We start from the raw sequence: 19,377 nt of genomic DNA, 5'->3' as shown, positions 1-19,377 counted from the left end.
AGAGAATGAAGAAGATTTTAGCATTTGCATTATCAGCGATTGTAGGGGTTTCAGCATTAAGCGGCTGCTCAAGTGGAGACACAGGGGCAGGAGCGAAAGAAAAAGTAGTTCGCGTCGGTGTAACTGGAACGGATGGAGACGCTTGGGAAATTTTGAAGAGGAAAGCTGAAAAAGAAGGAATTAAAATTAAACTGGTTGAGTTCTCTGATTACACAACGCCAAATAAAGCGTTAGCTGATGGAGATATTGAATTAAATTCATTCCAGCATATTGCATTCTTAGAGCAATTTAAAAAGGAGCATAAGCTAGATATTACAGCTGTTGGTACAACGCAAATTGCACCAATGGGTTTATACTCTGAAAAACATAAGAAAGCAAATGAAATTCCAGATGGTTCAGAAATTGCGATTCCAAATGATCCGACGAACCAAGCACGTGCATTAAAACTTCTTGATGCAGCTGGGTTATTAAAGCTTAAAAAAGACTTTGGTCTATTTGGAGATCCAAGCGGCATTGCTGAAAATCCGAAGAAGTTAAAAATTACACCGGTTATCGCACAGCAAACACCTCGTGTATTAAAAGATGTAGCAGCTTCAGTTATTAATAACGGTGTTGCTGGTCAAGCTGGATTAGATCCAGCGAAGGATCCAATTTTCTTAGAAGATCCAAAGAATGAAAATGCGAAGCCATATATTAATATTTTCGCAGCTCGTACGAAAGATAAAGATGATCCAACACTGAAAAAAGTAATTGAATTATATCATTCAAAAGAAGTAACAGATGCAATTAAGAAAGAAACAAATGATGGTTCAATTTCAGTAGATCTTTCACTTGATGAGCTTGAAAAAATCGTAAAATAATGATTGGGTTTAATGGACTAACAGAAGGAACCCCTCCGCTGTTAGTTCGTTCAACATATAATCTACTTAACAAACAAAACAACCCTAATTCTGTACCTTCCAATTCTGTATAACATAGAATCCAATGTTTGTTAAGTAGAGTAATGGACCAGGAGTTTTCCTGGTCTTTTTTATGAATGAAAGTAGCTAGCGAATAGTAAGGTAATCCAAATTATAATAGGATAAGAAAATAAGCTGAAAGCGAGTGTAATTAAGAATTTATTTTTATGAATTAAGTGTTTTTGGGATAAAAAAAAGAAAATAGAAAAGATGGCAATGAAAACTGCGGATATTACGCCAGGGTTATAAGAACGGTAAATGAAAAACAAAATAATATGTTGAACAGAGTTGAAGAAAATTGCCCCTTGTATAAAAATAATCCAATATATAGAAGACAAGATGTTTATTTGATATAGAAAGACGATAAGTAAAACAAAGAGAGTCAATATAGAAATCGCAATGGAAAATTGTTGACTAGTTATAAAAGTAATTGAAAATTGATTAGCAAGATATTGTGGCATTTGGAAAGATTCTTCAAGGTTATGAATGAGAAATAACAAGGGAATCTTCCAAAGCATAATAGTGGAATGTTTTTTAAACAACTTACATCACTCCAATATAGAGATAGAAAGCCTAGAAAGGCCCTCTATCCAGAGATGTTCATTCAATTATAATACTTTTCAAATTATCTTCACGATGCCCTTGTTCTTTCGGATAAGCAGCTAGCTCCTCTTGTAAAATATTTAGTATTTGCTTAGCTGATTGCTGGATTGGGGCAGGTAACTCTTCTAATATATGCATACCTACTTTTATTTTTGTACGGATGACTTTCCTTAGTAGTTCTTCATGCATGTACGACACCTCCAAAACGAATGTTTAGTACATCATCTTCAAATTTTGCTCCTTGAATAGAAAGGTGTGTTAACGTTTTGGGTAATGTGATGTTTCGTTTAACAGAACCAGCACGAATGATAAGCTCGTCACCTTTTTGATTTAATGCAAGTTCACTTTTGTTAGAGAAGGGAATGGACAGAACGAAAATATACTCATCGCCATCTTTTTTTACATATTGAGTGCGACCGTTAAATTTTACTTCAGTAGGACAATAATCTTTTTTAAATAAAGCATCTCCAACGCGTTCTAACATAGGTAAGCCAACAACTTCTTGTTCAAACATTGGAGCTTCGTAAATAGGAAGCGGATCAAAGCTATTTTGAATTAATGTTTTATATTTCTTTTGAGTATCTTTCCAAGCTTGAAAATAAGGATCGATGACAGTGTTAGGGATGACGCGGTTAATCATAATCGCATCTACGTTATAATCGTATAAATTTAAATACGTAAAGCTACGCTGAGCCTCTTTAATAACCATTTTTTCGGGATTTACAACGATGCGGATACTTGTTACGTCTCGGTTTGATAAAATATCTCTCATTTCTCCAAGTTGTTCAAGTGTATTTGTTAATTCGTCCATAATATCATCGGTTGGAAGGGGGACACCAAGAAGTGGTTGCGCTACAGGACGAACAACTTTTAAAACTTTTCTTTTAATAGGGAAGAGTTTTTCCATCCACCAGCCGAGCATGTCTGGAAAACTGAGCATGGCTAATGTTTCTCCTGTTGGGGCACAATCAATGATAATAACATCATATGTGTTTTGTTTATAATAATCGAGTACACGAAGTAAGCTAATTAAATCTTCCATACCAGGAAACATCGTTAACTCTTCTGTTGTAATATCATCAGCTGCTTTGGAAGTGAAGAGTAGTGTAATATATTTCTGTAATTTCCCCCAGCCTTTTTCCATTTCATAAATCGTATTAATTTCTTGTGCCCATAGGTTTTCACGAATTTCTAATGGTTCAGAAGATAGTTTTATACCAAATGAATCTCCTAAACTATGAGCTGGGTCTGTGCTCATTACTAAAGTTTTTAATCCTTGTTTTGCGCTTTGAAGTGCAGTTGCCGCTGAAATGCTAGTTTTTCCTACGCCGCCTTTACCTGTATACAAAATAATTCTCATCATTCATATCCCCTTTGTTTCGAGTATCGAATATTACGAGTGGCGAAATAAATGATTGAATAAAAACCCAGCTAGGGTTTTATTCAATCGGAATGTTTTTCATTTTAGGTGTAGAAACTTTTTCTTCTGTTTTTTGTTGTGATGTAGCAATGTGATTCATAATCTTTTGGAAGATCTGTAGTAAAAATGCTTTTTCTTCTTCCGATAATGCTTCTGTTACTAGGCTAAAGTAATGGGCTGCATTTTGTTTTACTTCTTGAACGAGTATTACGCCGTTTTCTGTTAAACGAATTAATACAATACGTCGGTCATTTTCATCACGGTAGCGTTCAATATATCCCTTTCTTACAAGGCGATTTACAACACCTGTCGTTGTACTCATTGGTATATCAAGAAGATCAGCAATTTTCGTCATTGTAATATCTGTATTTCGTTCCATCCAAAGTAAACAAAATACTTCTGTTTTAGAAAGTGTTAAATCTAGGCTTACCCATTCTTCAGGATAGAAAAGTTTCTTGGCGTTATCTAGCAGTAAGTCTAAAAAATGTTCATATTGCAACAATTAATTCCACTCCCGTATATTTCGAGGTTCGTAATATTTATTTTTATTTTATGTAGAATAGAAATAATTGTCAATGATTTTAATTGTTTTTTCAGATTAGGCAGAAAACTTTCTTTAAAATAGTATTCTTTTATGATAGATTTATAAATATAAAACTAGAATTTACATAAAAATCCATCATGGTAAATATACTTATCTATAATGGATGTACTGCTAACGAGGGGGAGAACGATGAGAAGACGTAATACGCAAGCGTTCACGTTTTTAGCATGGACTTCATTTGTTTGTGCGCTTTCAGGTATGCTAATTGGTATTTATACGCTAGATGAAACGCTTAGTGTAAAAGGATACTATTTAATTGGAACATTATTTTTAACGATGTCTTGTTTTGTATTACAAAAAACAATTCGTGATAATGAAGAAGATAACGAGAGATTTCCGAAAAATAAACCGTTAGATAAAGAGTAAATCGTAAAGAAAGGCGTTTGCCTTTCTTTTTTTATGTAAAAATGGTGTAAGTACCGTGTGTTGACTTGCTTGAAGTACTGAAAATTTGGTATCATCAATAGTATTGTAGATTGAACGATATATTATGGAGGTGGCCTAGCCGTGTCAAGAATTTCCGTTGAGAATGTAAAGCACGTAGCACATTTAGCACGTCTTGCAATTACTGATCAAGAAGCAGAAAAATTTCAAAAACAACTAGATGCAATTGTTACTTTTGCAGAACAGTTAAATGAATTAGATACAACAAACGTAAAACCAACAACTCATGTATTAACTATGAAAAATGTTATGCGTGAAGATGTACCAGAAAAAGGTTTACCAGTAGAAGAAGTATTAAAAAATGCACCGGATCACAAAGATAATCAAATCCGTGTTCCAGCAGTATTAGAATAGAGGAGGGGAATTTCGATGTCATTATTTGATCATTCAGTATCAGAGTTACATAAGAAGTTAAACAACAAAGAAATTTCCGTTACGGATTTAGTAGAAGAATCTTATAAACGTATTGCGGATGTTGAAGATAACGTAAAAGCTTTTCTTACATTAGATGAAGAAAATGCACGCGCGAAAGCGAAAGAATTAGATGCAAAGATTGGTGCTGAAGATAATGGTTTATTATTCGGTATGCCAATCGGTGTTAAAGATAACATTGTAACTAACGGTCTTCGTACAACTTGTGCGAGCAAAATGTTAGCAAACTTCGATCCAATTTATGATGCGACAGTTGTGCAAAAGCTAAAAGCTGCTGACACAATTACAATCGGTAAATTAAATATGGACGAGTTCGCAATGGGTTCTTCAAATGAAAACTCAGGTTTCTACGCTACGAAAAATCCATGGAACTTAGATTACGTTCCAGGCGGATCTAGTGGTGGTTCTGCAGCAGCTGTAGCAGCAGGAGAAGTATTATTCTCTCTAGGTTCTGATACGGGTGGTTCTATCCGTCAACCAGCTGCATATTGCGGCGTTGTAGGTTTAAAACCAACCTACGGACGCGTATCTCGTTACGGATTAGTAGCATTTGCATCTTCACTTGACCAAATCGGACCGATTACACGTACAGTAGAAGACAATGCATACTTATTACAAGCTATTTCAGGTCTTGACCGTATGGATGCAACTTCTGCTAACGTTGAAGTAGGAAACTACTTAGCTGGTTTAACAGGCGACGTTAAAGGTTTACGCATTGCTGTACCGAAAGAATACTTAGGAGAAGGTGTTGGCGAAGAAGCTCGTGAGTCAGTACTAGCTGCTTTAAAAGTATTAGAAGGTATGGGCGCAACTTGGGAGGAAGTGTCTCTTCCACACTCTAAATACGCTCTAGCAACGTATTACTTATTATCTTCTTCTGAAGCATCAGCTAACCTTTCACGCTTTGATGGCGTACGTTATGGTGTTCGTTCTGATAATGTGAATAACTTAATGGATCTTTACAAAAACACACGTAGCGAAGGCTTCGGTGATGAAGTAAAACGTCGTATTATGCTTGGTACATTTGCTCTTAGCTCTGGTTACTATGATGCATATTACAAAAAAGCACAACAAGTACGTACATTAATTAAAAACGACTTTGAAAATGTATTTGCTAACTACGATGTTATTATTGGACCAACAACGCCAACTCCGGCATTTAAAGTGGGCGAAAAAGTTGATGATCCAATGACAATGTATGCAAATGACATTTTAACAATCCCAGTAAACTTAGCAGGCGTTCCAGCGATTTCTGTTCCATGTGGATTCGGTGCTAACAACATGCCACTTGGTTTACAAATTATTGGTAAACACTTCGATGAAGCGACAATTTACCGCGTTGCACATGCGTTTGAGCAAGCAACAGACCATCATACAAAAAAAGCAAGTCTGTAAGGAGGCGAGCATAGATGAATTTAGAAACAATTATTGGTTTAGAGGTTCACGTTGAGTTAAAAACAAATTCGAAAATTTTCTCTGCGAGTCCAACAGAATTCGGAGCGGAACCAAATACACAAACAAGTGTAATTGACTTAGGATACCCAGGAGTACTTCCTACTTTAAATAAAGAAGCAGTTAACTTTGCAATGAAAGCTGCAATGGCATTAAACTGTGAAATCGCAACAGAAACAAAGTTTGACCGTAAAAACTATTTCTATCCAGATAATCCGAAAGCTTACCAAATCTCTCAGTTTGATAAGCCAATTGGTGAAAATGGTTGGATTGAAATCGAAGTAGACGGTAAAAAGAAACGTATCGGTATTACACGTCTTCATTTAGAAGAAGATGCTGGTAAATCAACGCATACAGCTGACGGCTCATTAGTAGACTACAACCGTCAAGGTATGCCTTTAATTGAGATCGTATCTGAGCCAGATATGCGTACGCCAGAAGAAGCATATGCATACTTAGAGAAGTTAAAATCAATCATTCAATACACTGGCGTATCTGATTGTAAGATGGAAGAAGGTTCCTTGCGTTGTGATGCGAACATTTCCCTTCGTCCAGTTGGACAAGAGAAGTTCGGTACAAAAGCGGAACTGAAAAACTTAAACTCTTTCACTTACGTACAAAAAGGTCTTGAGTTTGAGCAAGCTCGCCAAGAAAAAGAATTATTATCTGGTGGTATCATCCAACAAGAAACACGTCGTTATGATGAAGCAACGAAGAAAACAATCTTAATGCGTGTGAAAGAAGGATCTGATGATTACCGTTACTTCCCAGAGCCGGACTTAGTTGAACTTTACATCGACGATGAGTGGAAAGAAGCAGTTCGTGCTTCTATTCCAGAACTTCCAGATGCACGTAAAGCTCGCTATGTTGCAGAATTAGGCTTACCAGCTTATGATGCACACGTATTAACATTAACGAAAGAAATGTCTGATTTCTTTGAAGCAACTGTTGCAGACGGTGCTGATGCGAAATTAACATCAAACTGGTTAATGGGTGAAGTACTTGCATACCTAAACAAACAACAAAAAGAATTAAAAGACGTTGCATTAACGCCTGCTGGTTTATCTAAAATGGTTCAATTAATTGAAAAAGGTACAATTTCTTCTAAAATTGCGAAGAAAGTATTTAACGAATTAATTGAAAAAGGTGGAGACCCAGAAGAAATCGTTAAAGCGAAAGGCCTTGTTCAAATTTCTGACGAGGGTACACTTCGTAAAGTTGTAACAGAAATTCTTGATAATAATGAGCAATCTATCGAAGACTTTAAAAACGGTAAAGACCGTGCAATTGGCTTCTTAGTTGGTCAAATTATGAAAGCTACAAAAGGGCAAGCAAATCCACCGCTTGTTAACAAAATCTTACTTGAAGAGATTAATAAGCGATAATAGTAGTAACTTTTAAAGATTAAGCAGAAAAACACCCGTACATGGGTGTTTTTCTAGGTTAATCAAACGTTTGTTTAAATGAGAGAAAATTATTTAAACAAACGTTTGATTAACTGTCAAAAGTGGAAAAATGTTTGTATAGCAACTATGGTATGATAGTTGCAAAAAGGTGGGAATAATGATAAATCTAGAAATAGAGGTTTTTTCATCTCATGAAATAATAGATAATTATTATTCGTTATATGTAAATTGTTGTGAGGAAATAGATGGACATAAATTTTTTGTCAAATAAAACAAAACCATTGAAATGAATATTTACTTTTGATGGGCTACACGAATCGGGTTCTTACTGCCTGTTTGAGCGAGATAAAAGAAGGATAGGAAGATGAGAGGAGGTAGGCACGGGAATACTGAATAGAAGTTCGGTATGTTCTTTTTTGATACATAAAGAAATTTCCTGTGCTAATAAATGATGAAGCGAGCAAGAATTATTTATAATCCTACTTCTGGGCGTGAGCTATTTAAGAAGAGCTTACCAGAAGTATTACAAAAATTAGAACAAGCTGGATATGAAGCATCTTGTCATGCGACAACGGGTCCTGGAGACGCAACTGTGGCGGCGAGGCAAGCTGTAGAGCGTAAATTTGATGTTGTTATTGCGGCTGGTGGTGACGGCACGTTAAATGAAGTCGTAAACGGTCTAGTTGGTCATGAATTCCGTCCGAAATTTGGAATTATTCCAGTTGGAACGACAAATGACTTTGCACGTGCAATCGGTGTACCTCGTTCTATTGAAGAGGCAGCGGATATTATTTGTGAAGGAAAAACTGTGCCATTAGACCTTGGTAGAGCAAACGATACATATTTTATTAACATCGCTGGTGGCGGTCGTATTACAGAATTAACATATGAAGTACCAAGTAAGCTAAAGACTGTATTAGGACAACTTGCTTATTATTTAAAAGGTATCGAAATGCTACCATCACTACATCCAACATACGTTGAAATTGAGTATGATGGAAAATTACTACAAGAAGAAATTACGATGTTTTTAATTACGAATACTCGTTCAGTGGGTGGCTTTGAAAAGGTAGCACCATATGCATCGATTAACGATGGCTTATTTGATTTATTAGTGCTGAAAAAAGGTTCGATTGCCGACTTAATTAAAGCTGCAACACAAGCGCAGCGTGGTGAACATATTAACAATCCAAAAGTACTATACACACAAGCGAACCGAATTAAAGTGCATTCACCAGATAAACTAATGATTAATTTAGATGGTGAATATGGTGGAGATGCACCGATGGAATTCGAAAATATGTATCATTGTCTGGAACTATTTGTTCCTGAACATCAAGAGGATGCCCTGTAAAGGCATCCTTTTTTATTTATACATATATGAACGTGTCCAAGGAATGGAATCACTAATCCCTTTTGTAAATACAAATTGATGTAAATCAATGTTACCAGTATAAAACGAAGCTGCACAAGCATTTAAATACAAGCGCCACATACGAATAAATCGCTCATCTTTTGTTTTACGTATTTCATCTAGTGTATTTTCAAAGTTTTCTGCCCAGTGTTGAAGTGTTTTACCGTAATGTCTGCGCAAACTTTCAACATCAACTATAAAGAAATGCTGATTAGTTATGTTAGTAATTAATTCATTAACGGCGGGGACGTATCCACCAGGAAATATATATTTCTCAATCCAACTATTAGTAGCGCCCTCTGTAGGAGAAGTAATACAGTGAAGAACGGAAATACCACCATCATTGAGTAATGCATTGACCGTTTCAAAGTACTCTGTAATGTGATCTTTCCCGACATGTTCAATCATACCTACACTAACAATTTTATCAAACTTTCGCTCGTGAATATCACGATAATCGAGTAAATTTACTTCAACTAAATCTGTGAGATTTTCTTTTTCGATTCTTTCTAGAGTTTTTGCATATTGTTCTTCACTTAATGTGACTCCCGTTGCTTTCACACCATATTGTTTTGCGGCAGCTGTAATGAGTTCACCCCATCCGCAACCAATGTCTAGCAAAGTATCTCCTTTTTGAAGGTTTAACTTTTTTAAAATATGATTTACTTTATTATGTTGAGCAGCTGTTAAGGAATCGGTTTCATTTTGGAAATATGCACAAGAGTATGTCATTGTTTCATCTAGCCATAATTTATAAAAATCGTTCCCAATATCATAATGATGGGCGATATCTTCTTTATTTTTTCGTTTTGAAAAATTCCATTTGCTTGTAAAGTATTGTAATTTGCTATTACCTAAAAAACTGTCTTTGTTTTTATAAATAGACTCAATCGCTTTTTCAAGGTTACCCTCTATTTCAATATCTCCATTCATATAAGCTTCACCAAATGCGATGGAGGGATCTTTTATTATCTCTTTTTTGGCAAGAGGTTTGTGGAATGTAATATGAAATTGAGGATTTCCTTCACCGTACTGTACAGTGTTTCCATCCCAAAGTGTAATTTGAACAGGATCTAAAAACAGATTTTCTAATGTTTTCTTATAAAATATTTCTTCAACCATATATAAACATCTCCTACTTAAAAAAAGAATTAGGAAACTATCATGATAGTTAATGAGGTTAAGTAATTAGCTAATTTTCAATAAGATGAGAGTAATTTTACGCTTCTGTTACGTAATAGTCAAACAATCCGATTTGTATTGTAAATTGGAAGTTAGTTTGATTTTCATGGTATTTTTACAATTCGTTTATTTTATATCCATACTTTATTGATACACTGGAGGAGATAAGAGACGAGAGGTGGGGTGTTATGGAGAAAGTAAAAGCAATACTATTTGATAAAGATGGGACATTAATGGATTTTCATTCAATTTGGATAAAAGTGGCTGAAGAACTTGTGGCTGAATGTATAAAATTATACCAACTGCCACAATCAATGCAGCCGACTTTATTAAAAGAAATCGGTGTGGATGGGGTATTTGTTCACCCACGTAGCGCAATAGCGGCAGGAACAAGTCTTGATGTGGCAAAGGGGCTTTGTAAGTATATTACGTCATCTAAAGAAGAGGAAATGCATGAATGGGTAAGTGAAAAACTGTTTGCCCTTATGTACGAGCATCGTTCTTACATGAAAATGACGGCAGATTTACCGAGAATTTTACAAAGCTTAAAGGATAGAGGATTTATTTTAGGTGTTGTCACGGCGGATGATTTTGCACCGACAGAATTATTTTTAAAACAGTATCAATTAGAGTCTTTTTTTGATTATGTTGTAGCTTCAGATACATTTCCAGCACAAAAACCAGATAAAAGAATTGTAGAATCCTTTTGTGAGAGGTTTCATTTAGAGGCATGTGAAGTAGCGGTCGTTGGGGATACACCGACTGATTTATATTTAGCGAAAAATAGCGGTGATTGCTATGCAATTGGAGTACTATCTGGTACAGGAGATCGTCAAACATTAGAACCACTTGCTGATTTAGTAGTACAGTCTGTTGGGGACCTTATTTCTCATTCAGGTGAGTTTGTTTGGGAAAAAGGAAAGTCTAATGTGTAAGAAAAATAAGTCTATAAAGACTCTTAATGAGTCTTTATAGACTTATTTTTTATGGCGAAATAGATGAATACTAGAAAAGAATATTGGCATACATTTTGCAATGAAAAGAGAAAACAATGTAAAGAAAAGGATGGGGTACGTAATGAATATAAAAAAATTTGCTAAAGTAAATGAACAAATTCCTGGACCGAAAGCAGCGTCTTTACTAGAACGCCGCCAAAATATAGTACCAAAAGGAGTAAGTAACGGCATCCCAACGTTTGTACAATCTGCAAATGGTGCTCTTGTTACTGATGTTGATGGGAATCAGTACATTGATTTCGCTGGAGCGATAGGAACAATTAACGTAGGACATTGTCACCCAGCTGTTAAAGAAGCGCTCCATAAACAAGTAGATCAATACATTCATACTGGCTTTAATGTCATGATGTATGAGCCATATATTGAATTAGCAGAAAAACTTGCGGCATTAGCGCCGGGAAGTTTTGATAAGCAAGTACTATTTTTAAATAGTGGTGCAGAAGCAGTTGAGAATGCGGTGAAAATCGCTCGTAAATATACAAAAAGACCTGGTATTATTGCATTTTCTAAAGGTTTCCATGGACGCACATTAATGACAATGACGATGACAAGTAAAGTAAAACCATATAAGTTTGGATTTGGCCCATTTGCGCCTGAAGTCTATAAAGCACCATTCCCGTACGAATATCGCCGCCCAGAAGGATTAACGGAAGAGCAGTACGATAACTTTATGATTGAAGAGTTTAAGAATTTCTTCGTATCAGAAGTAGCACCAGAAACGATTGCAGCCGTTGTAATGGAACCTGTTCAAGGGGAAGGTGGATTTATCGTCCCAAGTAAGAAGTTTGTGCAAGAAGTACGCAATATTTGTTCAGAACACGGCATCTTATTTGTAGCGGATGAAATTCAAACTGGATTTAGCCGTACAGGAAAATATTTCGCTATTGATCATTATGATGTCGTTCCGGATTTAATTACGGTATCTAAATCATTAGGTGCTGGTGTACCGATTAGTGGTGTTATTGGGCGCAAAGAAATTATGAATGAGTCTGCACCAGGAGAACTTGGTGGAACGTATGCAGGAAGCCCGCTAGGATGTGCGGCAGCATTAGCAGTACTTGATGTAATAGAAAAAGAGAATTTAAATGATAGAGCGATAGAATTAGGAAAAGTCGTAATGAACCGATTCGAAGAGATGAAAAATAAATATAATTGCATCGGTGATGTGCGCGGTTTAGGAGCAATGTGTGCATTTGAGCTCGTTCAAGATCGTAAGACGAAAGCACCTGATAAAACGTTAACAGCTAATTTATGCGCAGAAGCAAATAAACGCGGCTTACTTCTACTATCAGCAGGAACATACGGTAATGTTATTCGTGTGCTAATGCCATTAGTGATTACAGATGAGCAACTGGAAGAAGGATTAACAATCATTGAAGAATCGTTGCAAGTCTGTTATGAGAAAGCAAATATTGCTCGTGTTTAAAAGTTAAATAATAAAACAGCAAACATTCTAGCTGACTCTATATAAAATGCAGAAAATTCACTTTATAATAAAGGTAGTGAAGTGAATCGACGGATTGGAAGTTAGGGGTGGCTAGGATGGTTGCAGAAAAGGAACGAGTGTTAATGGATTTACAAGATGTATTTGAATATGCGTTTGACGAAATTTTTGTGACTGACGAAAAGGGAATCGTTGTACGTGTAAATAGTACATGTGAAAGGCACTATCAATTGGCTGCAAAAGAGTTAGTAGGTAAACATGTAAAAGAATTGCAGAAAGATGGTATCTTTTATCCATCAGCAACGTTAGAAGTAATTGAAAAAAAGAGGCCAATCGAACTCGTTCAGACGACAAAATCAGGAGAGTATTTACACGTTCGTACAAGGCCTGTTTTTGATGAAGAGGGCAATTTAAGAAGAGTAATTAGTTACTCTCGTGATCTTACAGAACTCTATCAATTACGTCAAAAGGTAGAAGAAATGGATAATCAGTTAAAAACATATAAAAAAGAATTAAGAGAAACATATGAACATGAAGGACTTATTTTTAAAAGTATCGCTATGCAAAAAATAGTCGAGACAATCAAGAAAGTATCCGTGGTAGATAGTACGGTTCTCGTTTTAGGTGAGACAGGAGTAGGAAAGAGTCGATTGGTGCGTCATTTACATGAAGTGAGTAACCGGAAGAATGAAAGTTTCTATGAAATTAACTGTGCGGCATTGCCGACAAATTTAATTGAATCAGAGCTTTTTGGATACTCAGGCGGATCCTTTACAGGTGCGAATCGTGAAGGGAAAAAGGGACTATTAGAATCAGCGCATAAAGGAACGCTATTCTTAGATGAAATTGGCGAAATGCCGCTTGAAACTCAAGCAAAGCTTTTGCAAGTGTTGCAAGAAAAAACGTTTCGCCCTATAGGCGGAAGAGAATTAAAAAAGGTGGATGTTAGAATTGTAGCGGCAACAAATAGAGATTTAAGTATGATGGTGAAACAAGGAACATTTCGGAAAGATTTATATTATCGTCTGAATGTCATTCCCATTGTAATCCCGCCACTACGGGAAAGAACAGAAGACATTTTGCCACTTATTTATCATTATTTACAACACTTTAACGAGAAATATGGTAGAAATGTAAAATTAGCGCCTAGCACATTACAAATGTTTGTTGGTTACCCGTGGGAAGGAAATAATAGAGAGATTGAAAATGTGATTGAGCGAATTGTTATAACTGCCGATGATATCGTTACGATAGAAGATTTACCAATAGCGATGCAAGAATCAACGGTTGAACAGTCCGGTCAAAGTCTCTATAAAATGTTAGAAGAAGTAGAACGGAATATTATTTTGAAAGCATATAAAACATATGGATCGAGTTATAAAGTAGCCGAGTTTTTAAAAATAAGTCAATCTGCTGCGACTAGGAAAATAAAGAAACTTATAGAGGAGGAAGAGAATATTGGATAAAAAAGCGACGTTTGTAAATGTAGAGAAAAAGGCGATGTATATAAATGGTGAGTGGATTACATTGCAAGAGCAAATCGAAGTAAATAATCCAGCAACGAAGGAAATATTTGCGACTGTACCAAAGGGCGGGGTAACAGAGGCAAAGCAAGCTGTTGATGCTGCGCATGAAGCTTTTAAATTATGGTCTAAGTTAACAGCGGCAGATCGTGCAGCGAAATTAAAAAAATGGTTCACACTTATTGAGGAAAATAAAGAAGAGATTGCAGCGATCATGACGAAAGAACAAGGAAAGCCCTTTGCAGAAGCGCTTGGTGAAGTGAATTATGCAAATAGTTTTGTTGAATGGTATGCAGAAGAAGGAAAACGCGTATATGGTGAAATGATTCCTGCTTCTCATCCGAATAAACGTATTTTAGTCATGAAGCAACCAGTTGGTGTTATGGCAGCTATTACGCCTTGGAACTTCCCGGCTGCTATGATTACGAGAAAGGTAGCTCCGGCGCTTGCAGCAGGATGTACAGCGGTTGTAAAACCTGCAAGTCAAACGCCGTTAACTGCGTTAAAATTAGCTGAATTAGCTCATGAAGCAGACATTCCAAAAGGCGTAATAAATATTGTAACAGGTAGTGCGAAAGCAATTGCTGATACGTGGATGGAAGATGGGCGTGTTCGAAAAGTGTCCTTTACAGGATCAACGGAAATTGGGAAAGAGTTAATGGCTAGTGCGGCACAAACGATGAAAAAGGTTTCACTTGAGTTAGGTGGTCACGCACCGTTTATTGTTATGAATGATGCAGACTTAGATAAAGCAGTAGAGGCAGTAATCGGTTCGAAATTCCGTAACGCAGGACAAACGTGTATATGTACAAACCGAGTATTTGTTCAGGAAGAAGTGTATGAAGCGTTTGTAGAGAAGTTTCAAAAGGCAGTAGGGCAGTTAAAAGTAGGGGACGGTTTCAGTGACGGAACGACTGTAGGACCACTTATTGACGAGAATGCAGTTTCAAAAGTACAAGAACATATTGAAGATGCTATTCAAAAAGGTGGAACAGTTTTATATGGTGGCCAAAAGGTTACAGAGCTAGATGGACACTTTATTCAACCAACTGTAATTGGATTAGCGAATGATACGATGCTTTGTATGAATGAAGAAACATTTGGACCAGTTGCACCTGTTGCGAAATTTAAAACGGTTGAAGAAGTAATTGAACGTGCAAACAATACGCCATACGGTTTAGCAGCGTACATTTTCACGAAAGACATTAGCCAAGCATTCCAAATTAGTGAAGCACTAGAGTATGGTATTATCGGTTTAAATGATGGCCTCCCATCAGTTGCACAAGCGCCGTTCGGTGGCTTTAAAGAGAGTGGCATTGGTCGTGAAGGAGGTCATTTCGGTATCGAGGAATATTTAGAAATTAAATATATTTCATTAGGACTATAAGTAGTATACTAGAATCTCTATAAGGTAACAGAGAAGGAGATTCTAGTATGGTATATTGGCTATTATTACTTGTAACAATTATTTTTGAAGTAGCTGGAACAATTGCGATGAAGTTATCAAACGGTTTAACAAAGCTCATTCCAAGTGTACTTATTTTTGTATTTTACGGAATTTGTTTCAGCGTGTTCGCCATCGTTGTAAAAAAGATTCATTTAAGTATTGCTTATGCAATTTGGTCTGGTGTTGGGACGTTACTTATTACGATTATTAGTGTGTACTTTTTTAAAGAGCACATTAGCCTATTCCAAGCATTTTGTATTCTTTTCATCGTGTTAGGAGTAATTGGGCTTAAGGTTTCATCTGCATCATAAAAGGCTATCTTCCAGTGTGGAAGATAGCCTTTTGCTTTTATTAAAACGCCCAATTACCTTTACGGAAGATTGGTTCATGTCTGCCATCAGCTGTAATGCCGTCGATATCAAGCTCAGCTGATCCAATCATGAAATCTTCGTGTGTAATACTAGCGTTTGCGCCATTTTCAGCAAGTTCTTCTTTAGACATCGTTTTTCCGCCAACTAAGTTAAATGCATAAGCATTTCCGATTGCAAGGTGGCAAGATGCGTTTTCATCAAATAGCGTGTTGTAGAATAAAATATTTGTGTTTGAAATTGGTGAATCATGAGGTACTAAAGCTACTTCTCCTAAGAAGTGAGAACCTTCATCTGTTTCTACTAAATGTTTTAAAGCTTCTTCTCCAACTTCAGCTTTATAATCTACGATACGTCCGTTTTCAAATGTTAACGTGAAGTTATCGATAATGTTACCTGCAAATGCTAACGGTTTTGTACTAGATACTTGGCCATTTACACCTGTTTTAAGTGGCATTGTAAACACTTCTTCAGTTGGAATGTTCGCCATAAATGGTACGTTCTTTTCATTTAAGCTACCAGCACCAGCCCATACATGTTTTTCTGGAAGTTCGATCGTTAAATCTGTTCCAGGACCTGTATAGTGAAGAGCTTTATAATGCTTTTCGTTTAAGTAATCAACTTTTGTATGTAATGTTTTATCGTGTTCTTTCCATGCTTCCACAGGATTTTCTAAATCAGCACGAGTAGCTTTGAAAATAGCATCCCATAGTTTTGCTTCTTGTTCTTCTGGTGCAACGTCAGGGAATACTTTCGCAGCCCATTCTTTCGTAGGAACAGAAATGACACACCAGCTTACTTTATCAGCTTGTACGTAATCACGGTATACTTTCATTGCTTCACCAGCTACTTTATGAGCTGTTGAGATACGCGTTGGTTCTACACCTTTTAATAAATCAGGGTTTTCTGCATAAATAGACATAAATGCAGCGCCTTCTTTTGCTAATTCTTCACGAGCGTGTGCTTTCCAAGATGGGAACTCAGCGAATGCTTCTTCAGGAGCTAGATCGAACTTTAAGCGTGTTAACGTCTCATCATTCCAATCCACATATACGTGTTTTGCACCAGATTTATATGCTTTTTCTGTAACGAGGCGTACAAATTGTACAGCTTCAAGAGGTGCGCTAATTGATAATGTTTGTCCTGGTTGAATATTAACACCAACATTGACTGCAAGGGCAGCATATTTCTCTAACGTTTGTTCAAATGACATATGTATAATCTCCTTTAATTTGAAAGATTTCTTACTATATATAATACAAGAAAATTCAAAAAATATATATAAATATAGCGTAAAAAGAGAGCTCAAAATATATTGAGCCCTCATCGTTATTTAATCGAAGAAGCAAACTGTTCTACGGTCGTCGTATGGTGTATGCGAACACGCTTCATTTTTAACAATTCATCGGGTTCACCTTTTGTAATGAATTTTCCGGGTTTTGTTGTCGTCGCAAATTGATAATATTTCTTCGTTTCTGCAACGACTTTATCATCTACATGACCGAATGGATAAGCCACTGCGATAACGGGCTTACCTGTTATTTTTTCTAACTTTTCTTTTGATCCTTTTAATTCCTCTTCATAGTTTGTAATTTTCGGTAAGTCTGCATGCGTCGCTGTATGAGATTGCACTGAGAAAATGCCGGAATCGACCATTTCTTTTATTTCAGAAGTAGACAGTGATCCTTCTACATCAACGTTATCAACAATCATATATTCTGTTGCCGCCGGTTTAAATGTATCGTCTTTTAGCTTTTGTAAAACATGGAATGCATTCATATTATTTTTCATACCGTCATCAAATGTAACAAAGATAGGTTTATTTACTTTATTAATATCACCCCAACGTTCAAAAGTTAGTAATGTATAGCCGTTGTCTTTTAAATATTTCATTTGGGCTTCAAAGTTAGCAGGTGAGACGAATAAATCTTTAATGCCTTGTCCGTGATAATCATCGGTTGCATGATACATAAGAACGGGAACCTTTTGTTCGAAAGTAATAGCAGCTTTTGTGAGTGGGATGCTTTTCCCATCTTCTTTTATTCCTATTGCTTCAATTTGAAATTCACCGCGTTTTCCTTCAAATTCTTTTATATCAAAAGGAAGTGAAAATTGCTTCTCCTTTTCTTTAGAAGAAAAAGATTTAGTGTGTTCCTTCCCATCAGCTGTTCGCCAAATTTTATATTGTACTTCACTTAAAGTATCTTTTATATCTGTCATATGAATAGTAGTATTTGTAGATTCGTGTGTAATGGGCTGATAAGAAATTTTACCTTGTTCTTGCACAGTTTCTGTTTGTTTCTTAACTTCTTGAACCCTTTTCTCTTTTTTAGGTTCCTGGTTTACATTGCTAGTATTACAACCTGCTAGAATGGCAGATGTGCATAAAGCGATTGCTGCATATTTTCTCATAAAATCACCTTCTATTGTGTATTATGTTACATATTTATATTTAAAATCCCCACCGCTGTAAGAGTGGTGGGGATATACCCTTGTTCATCATATCATTTGAAGAAAATGAGGGGAATATGATTTTTAGGAGGCTATTAAGGTAATAGATTAGTGACTTTGAATAGAGGTATTTTTTTGTTTCTTATTAGAATTAATAATAATATAACCGACTACAAAGATAAGAGGAATAATGAAGACATAGATAGGCATTCCCCATACATAATAGCTTTTTAGGGTTAAGACTAGTAAATGTAAGAAATCGGCAAGTGCGTGAATTTTCATAAGGTCCTCCAATTATTTTTTTACAAATTATAACATTTGAAGCTTATTATTTGTATAATTTGGAAAGTAATTTAAGCTAATTTTAAAGTAATAAGACTTATGAATATGCAATTTTGTATATGGTTAATGAATTTTATTGAAATATAAGAATTTTAGACTATAATAAGAACGCTATAAAATTAAGTAAGAATGATGTACGGAGTGGAGAACAGAAATGAAATATAAAAAAATAGTATATATCCTTTTCATATCGCTATTTATAGTCGGTTGTCAAAGTGAAGTAAGTAAAGCAAACAGTGTGGAAGAGTATATTCCAGCGCATCTTATGAACGCGGAAGTTACGGCGGATATTATGACGCTAGAGATGGATCCAGATACTTTTAAAAAGGTAGGGAATATTGGTCAAAGAATGAGAGAGCATCTAGTGAATAATATGGAATGGTATTTAAAATACGTAGAAGAGCATGCAGAGAAAAAAAGTTTTCCATATCATCCTAATTTCGGTGTTACAAAAGAAGAGTATGAGTTTGTACTGAATGCAATTGATCAAAGTAAATTGGTTAATACAAAGGATGGAAAGCTGAAATTCAAGAAAAAAAGTGATCATGAAGTAGAGATTTTCTCAAATGAAAGTATAAAGCTTCTTAAATATATAGTTATTGATACGGAGAAGAATACAGTAAAAACATCTCTAGGCGAATGTGAATATTTTGGAGAAATATTGGCATCGCCAGAACAGAAGTTAACTGGTCCTTGGCACGGAAAACAATGGATGTTAAAAAAAGATGACTTAATATATATTTTTTCTTTAGGGAAAATGGAGACAGGAAATAAATCCATTATTGATATTTCGGTGAAAGGTAAATATAAGGGAGAAATTATTAATAAGGAAGAGGCATTAGAGTTTTCTTCAGTTTCTTAAATGATGAT

General features: G+C 35.8%; 19 protein-coding genes. 12 read left to right on the top strand and 7 right to left on the bottom strand.

Translation table 11 applies throughout. The features are described 5' to 3' along the window. The first annotated feature begins 5 nt into the window (after nt 1-5). Complete coding sequence (locus PDQ40_RS19995; protein WP_000721603.1) at nt 6-860, top strand: MetQ/NlpA family ABC transporter substrate-binding protein; 855 nt, start codon at nt 6-8, stop codon at nt 858-860. A gap of 170 nt (nt 861-1,030) precedes the next feature. Here the strand turns inward: PDQ40_RS19995 and PDQ40_RS19990 are convergent, their stop codons facing one another. The 4 genes from PDQ40_RS19990 to PDQ40_RS19975 form a co-directional block, all read right to left on the bottom strand. After that, entirely contained in the window at nt 1,031-1,501 is a 471-nt protein-coding gene (locus PDQ40_RS19990) for an HXXEE domain-containing protein (RefSeq protein ID WP_002163768.1), read from the bottom strand. Nucleotides 1,502-1,559: 58 nt separating this feature from the next. Further along, nucleotides 1,560-1,751: a DUF3926 domain-containing protein gene (locus tag PDQ40_RS19985; RefSeq protein WP_000544090.1), complete on the bottom strand. Its 192-nt coding sequence runs from the start codon at nt 1,749-1,751 to the stop codon at nt 1,560-1,562. After that, on the bottom strand, nt 1,744-2,925 hold the full coding sequence (locus PDQ40_RS19980) for an ArsA family ATPase (RefSeq protein WP_002163767.1): 1,182 nt from the start codon (nt 2,923-2,925) through the stop codon (nt 1,744-1,746). The genes PDQ40_RS19985 and PDQ40_RS19980 overlap by 8 nt, the downstream gene beginning before the upstream one ends. 76 nt (nt 2,926-3,001) lie before the next feature. Beyond that, nucleotides 3,002-3,484 (bottom strand): MarR family winged helix-turn-helix transcriptional regulator, encoded by a 483-nt coding sequence (locus PDQ40_RS19975; RefSeq protein ID WP_000942492.1) that lies wholly within the window; start codon nt 3,482-3,484, stop codon nt 3,002-3,004. A 231-nt stretch (nt 3,485-3,715) separates the two neighbouring features. Between PDQ40_RS19975 and PDQ40_RS19970 the strand changes: the two genes are divergently transcribed. From PDQ40_RS19970 to PDQ40_RS19950, 5 genes are all read left to right on the top strand, one after another. Then, the gene (locus PDQ40_RS19970) at nt 3,716-3,952 is read left to right on the top strand and encodes a YiaA/YiaB family inner membrane protein (RefSeq protein ID WP_001254393.1); all 237 of its coding nucleotides are present in this window, start codon (nt 3,716-3,718) and stop codon (nt 3,950-3,952) included. 141 nt (nt 3,953-4,093) lie between these two features. Then, nucleotides 4,094-4,384, top strand: coding sequence for an Asp-tRNA(Asn)/Glu-tRNA(Gln) amidotransferase subunit GatC (gatC, locus tag PDQ40_RS19965; protein ID WP_000087000.1), 291 nt, complete (start codon nt 4,094-4,096; stop codon nt 4,382-4,384). A gap of 15 nt (nt 4,385-4,399) precedes the next feature. Next, on the top strand, nt 4,400-5,857 hold the full coding sequence (gene gatA, locus PDQ40_RS19960) for an Asp-tRNA(Asn)/Glu-tRNA(Gln) amidotransferase subunit GatA (protein ID WP_000051445.1): 1,458 nt from the start codon (nt 4,400-4,402) through the stop codon (nt 5,855-5,857). 14 nt (nt 5,858-5,871) lie between these two features. After that, on the top strand, nt 5,872-7,299 hold the full coding sequence (gatB, locus tag PDQ40_RS19955) for an Asp-tRNA(Asn)/Glu-tRNA(Gln) amidotransferase subunit GatB (protein WP_001047674.1): 1,428 nt from the start codon (nt 5,872-5,874) through the stop codon (nt 7,297-7,299). Between the two features lie 469 nt (nt 7,300-7,768). Further along, the gene (locus tag PDQ40_RS19950) at nt 7,769-8,674 is read left to right on the top strand and encodes a diacylglycerol kinase (RefSeq protein WP_000977677.1); all 906 of its coding nucleotides are present in this window, start codon (nt 7,769-7,771) and stop codon (nt 8,672-8,674) included. A gap of 12 nt (nt 8,675-8,686) precedes the next feature. On the opposite strand, the gene PDQ40_RS19945 is transcribed toward PDQ40_RS19950, so the two are convergent. Continuing rightward, the gene (locus PDQ40_RS19945; protein ID WP_061536380.1) at nt 8,687-9,856 is read right to left on the bottom strand and encodes an SAM-dependent methyltransferase; all 1,170 of its coding nucleotides are present in this window, start codon (nt 9,854-9,856) and stop codon (nt 8,687-8,689) included. A 248-nt stretch (nt 9,857-10,104) separates the two neighbouring features. Here PDQ40_RS19945 and PDQ40_RS19940 point away from each other — a divergent pair, with 248 nt between their 5' ends. The 5 genes from PDQ40_RS19940 (at nt 10,105) to PDQ40_RS19920 (ending at nt 15,657) form a co-directional block, all read left to right on the top strand. After that, complete coding sequence (locus PDQ40_RS19940) at nt 10,105-10,851, top strand: HAD family hydrolase (RefSeq protein ID WP_000416637.1); 747 nt, start codon at nt 10,105-10,107, stop codon at nt 10,849-10,851. A 142-nt stretch (nt 10,852-10,993) separates the two neighbouring features. After that, nucleotides 10,994-12,358, top strand: coding sequence for a 4-aminobutyrate--2-oxoglutarate transaminase (gene gabT, locus PDQ40_RS19935; protein WP_001022108.1), 1,365 nt, complete (start codon nt 10,994-10,996; stop codon nt 12,356-12,358). A 116-nt stretch (nt 12,359-12,474) separates the two neighbouring features. Then, a complete protein-coding gene (locus tag PDQ40_RS19930) occupies nt 12,475-13,842 on the top strand; it encodes a sigma-54 interaction domain-containing protein (protein WP_000225164.1) in 1,368 nt (455 codons plus the stop codon). After that, nucleotides 13,835-15,286: an NADP-dependent succinate-semialdehyde dehydrogenase gene (gabD, locus tag PDQ40_RS19925; RefSeq protein WP_000358101.1), complete on the top strand. Its 1,452-nt coding sequence runs from the start codon at nt 13,835-13,837 to the stop codon at nt 15,284-15,286. Before PDQ40_RS19930 ends, gabD begins: the two co-directional genes overlap by 8 nt. 47 nt (nt 15,287-15,333) lie before the next feature. Further along, complete coding sequence (locus tag PDQ40_RS19920) at nt 15,334-15,657, top strand: DMT family transporter (RefSeq protein ID WP_000263254.1); 324 nt, start codon at nt 15,334-15,336, stop codon at nt 15,655-15,657. A gap of 40 nt (nt 15,658-15,697) precedes the next feature. Here the strand turns inward: PDQ40_RS19920 and PDQ40_RS19915 are convergent, their stop codons facing one another. Then, complete coding sequence (locus tag PDQ40_RS19915) at nt 15,698-16,927, bottom strand: aminopeptidase (protein ID WP_061536379.1); 1,230 nt, start codon at nt 16,925-16,927, stop codon at nt 15,698-15,700. Nucleotides 16,928-17,043: 116 nt separating this feature from the next. Continuing rightward, nucleotides 17,044-18,126, bottom strand: coding sequence for a polysaccharide deacetylase family protein (locus PDQ40_RS19910; RefSeq protein ID WP_229136770.1), 1,083 nt, complete (start codon nt 18,124-18,126; stop codon nt 17,044-17,046). A 535-nt stretch (nt 18,127-18,661) separates the two neighbouring features. Between PDQ40_RS19910 and PDQ40_RS19905 the strand changes: the two genes are divergently transcribed. Next, nucleotides 18,662-19,369, top strand: a complete 708-nt coding sequence (locus PDQ40_RS19905) for a hypothetical protein (RefSeq protein ID WP_046199383.1) — start codon at nt 18,662-18,664, stop codon at nt 19,367-19,369. Nucleotides 19,370-19,377: the final 8 nt, after the last annotated feature.

The sequence above is a fragment of the Bacillus cereus group sp. Bc061 genome (assembly GCF_027715825.1).
Lineage (GTDB): Bacteria > Bacillota > Bacilli > Bacillales > Bacillaceae_G > Bacillus_A > Bacillus_A paranthracis.
Note: the sequence above shows the minus strand (reverse complement) of the source record. Positions and strands in the feature narration are given on the sequence as shown.

What these genes read in the sequence shown, in the direction of transcription:
- PDQ40_RS19920 (WP_000263254.1), top strand. Translation starts at nt 15,334, where the DNA reads ATGGTATATTGGCTATTATTACTTGTAACAATTATTTTTGAAGTAGCT.
- PDQ40_RS19985 (WP_000544090.1), bottom strand. Translation starts at nt 1,751, where the DNA reads ATGCATGAAGAACTACTAAGGAAAGTCATCCGTACAAAAATAAAAGTA.
- PDQ40_RS19970 (WP_001254393.1), top strand. Translation starts at nt 3,716, where the DNA reads ATGAGAAGACGTAATACGCAAGCGTTCACGTTTTTAGCATGGACTTCA.
- PDQ40_RS19915 (WP_061536379.1), bottom strand. Translation starts at nt 16,927, where the DNA reads ATGTCATTTGAACAAACGTTAGAGAAATATGCTGCCCTTGCAGTCAAT.
- gabT (WP_001022108.1), top strand. Translation starts at nt 10,994, where the DNA reads ATGAATATAAAAAAATTTGCTAAAGTAAATGAACAAATTCCTGGACCG.
- PDQ40_RS19995 (WP_000721603.1), top strand. Translation starts at nt 6, where the DNA reads ATGAAGAAGATTTTAGCATTTGCATTATCAGCGATTGTAGGGGTTTCA.
- PDQ40_RS19940 (WP_000416637.1), top strand. Translation starts at nt 10,105, where the DNA reads ATGGAGAAAGTAAAAGCAATACTATTTGATAAAGATGGGACATTAATG.
- PDQ40_RS19945 (WP_061536380.1), bottom strand. Translation starts at nt 9,856, where the DNA reads ATGGTTGAAGAAATATTTTATAAGAAAACATTAGAAAATCTGTTTTTA.
- PDQ40_RS19910 (WP_229136770.1), bottom strand. Translation starts at nt 18,126, where the DNA reads ATGAGAAAATATGCAGCAATCGCTTTATGCACATCTGCCATTCTAGCA.
- PDQ40_RS19930 (WP_000225164.1), top strand. Translation starts at nt 12,475, where the DNA reads ATGGTTGCAGAAAAGGAACGAGTGTTAATGGATTTACAAGATGTATTT.
- gatA (WP_000051445.1), top strand. Translation starts at nt 4,400, where the DNA reads ATGTCATTATTTGATCATTCAGTATCAGAGTTACATAAGAAGTTAAAC.
- gatB (WP_001047674.1), top strand. Translation starts at nt 5,872, where the DNA reads ATGAATTTAGAAACAATTATTGGTTTAGAGGTTCACGTTGAGTTAAAA.
- PDQ40_RS19905 (WP_046199383.1), top strand. Translation starts at nt 18,662, where the DNA reads ATGAAATATAAAAAAATAGTATATATCCTTTTCATATCGCTATTTATA.
- PDQ40_RS19980 (WP_002163767.1), bottom strand. Translation starts at nt 2,925, where the DNA reads ATGATGAGAATTATTTTGTATACAGGTAAAGGCGGCGTAGGAAAAACT.
- PDQ40_RS19950 (WP_000977677.1), top strand. Translation starts at nt 7,769, where the DNA reads ATGATGAAGCGAGCAAGAATTATTTATAATCCTACTTCTGGGCGTGAG.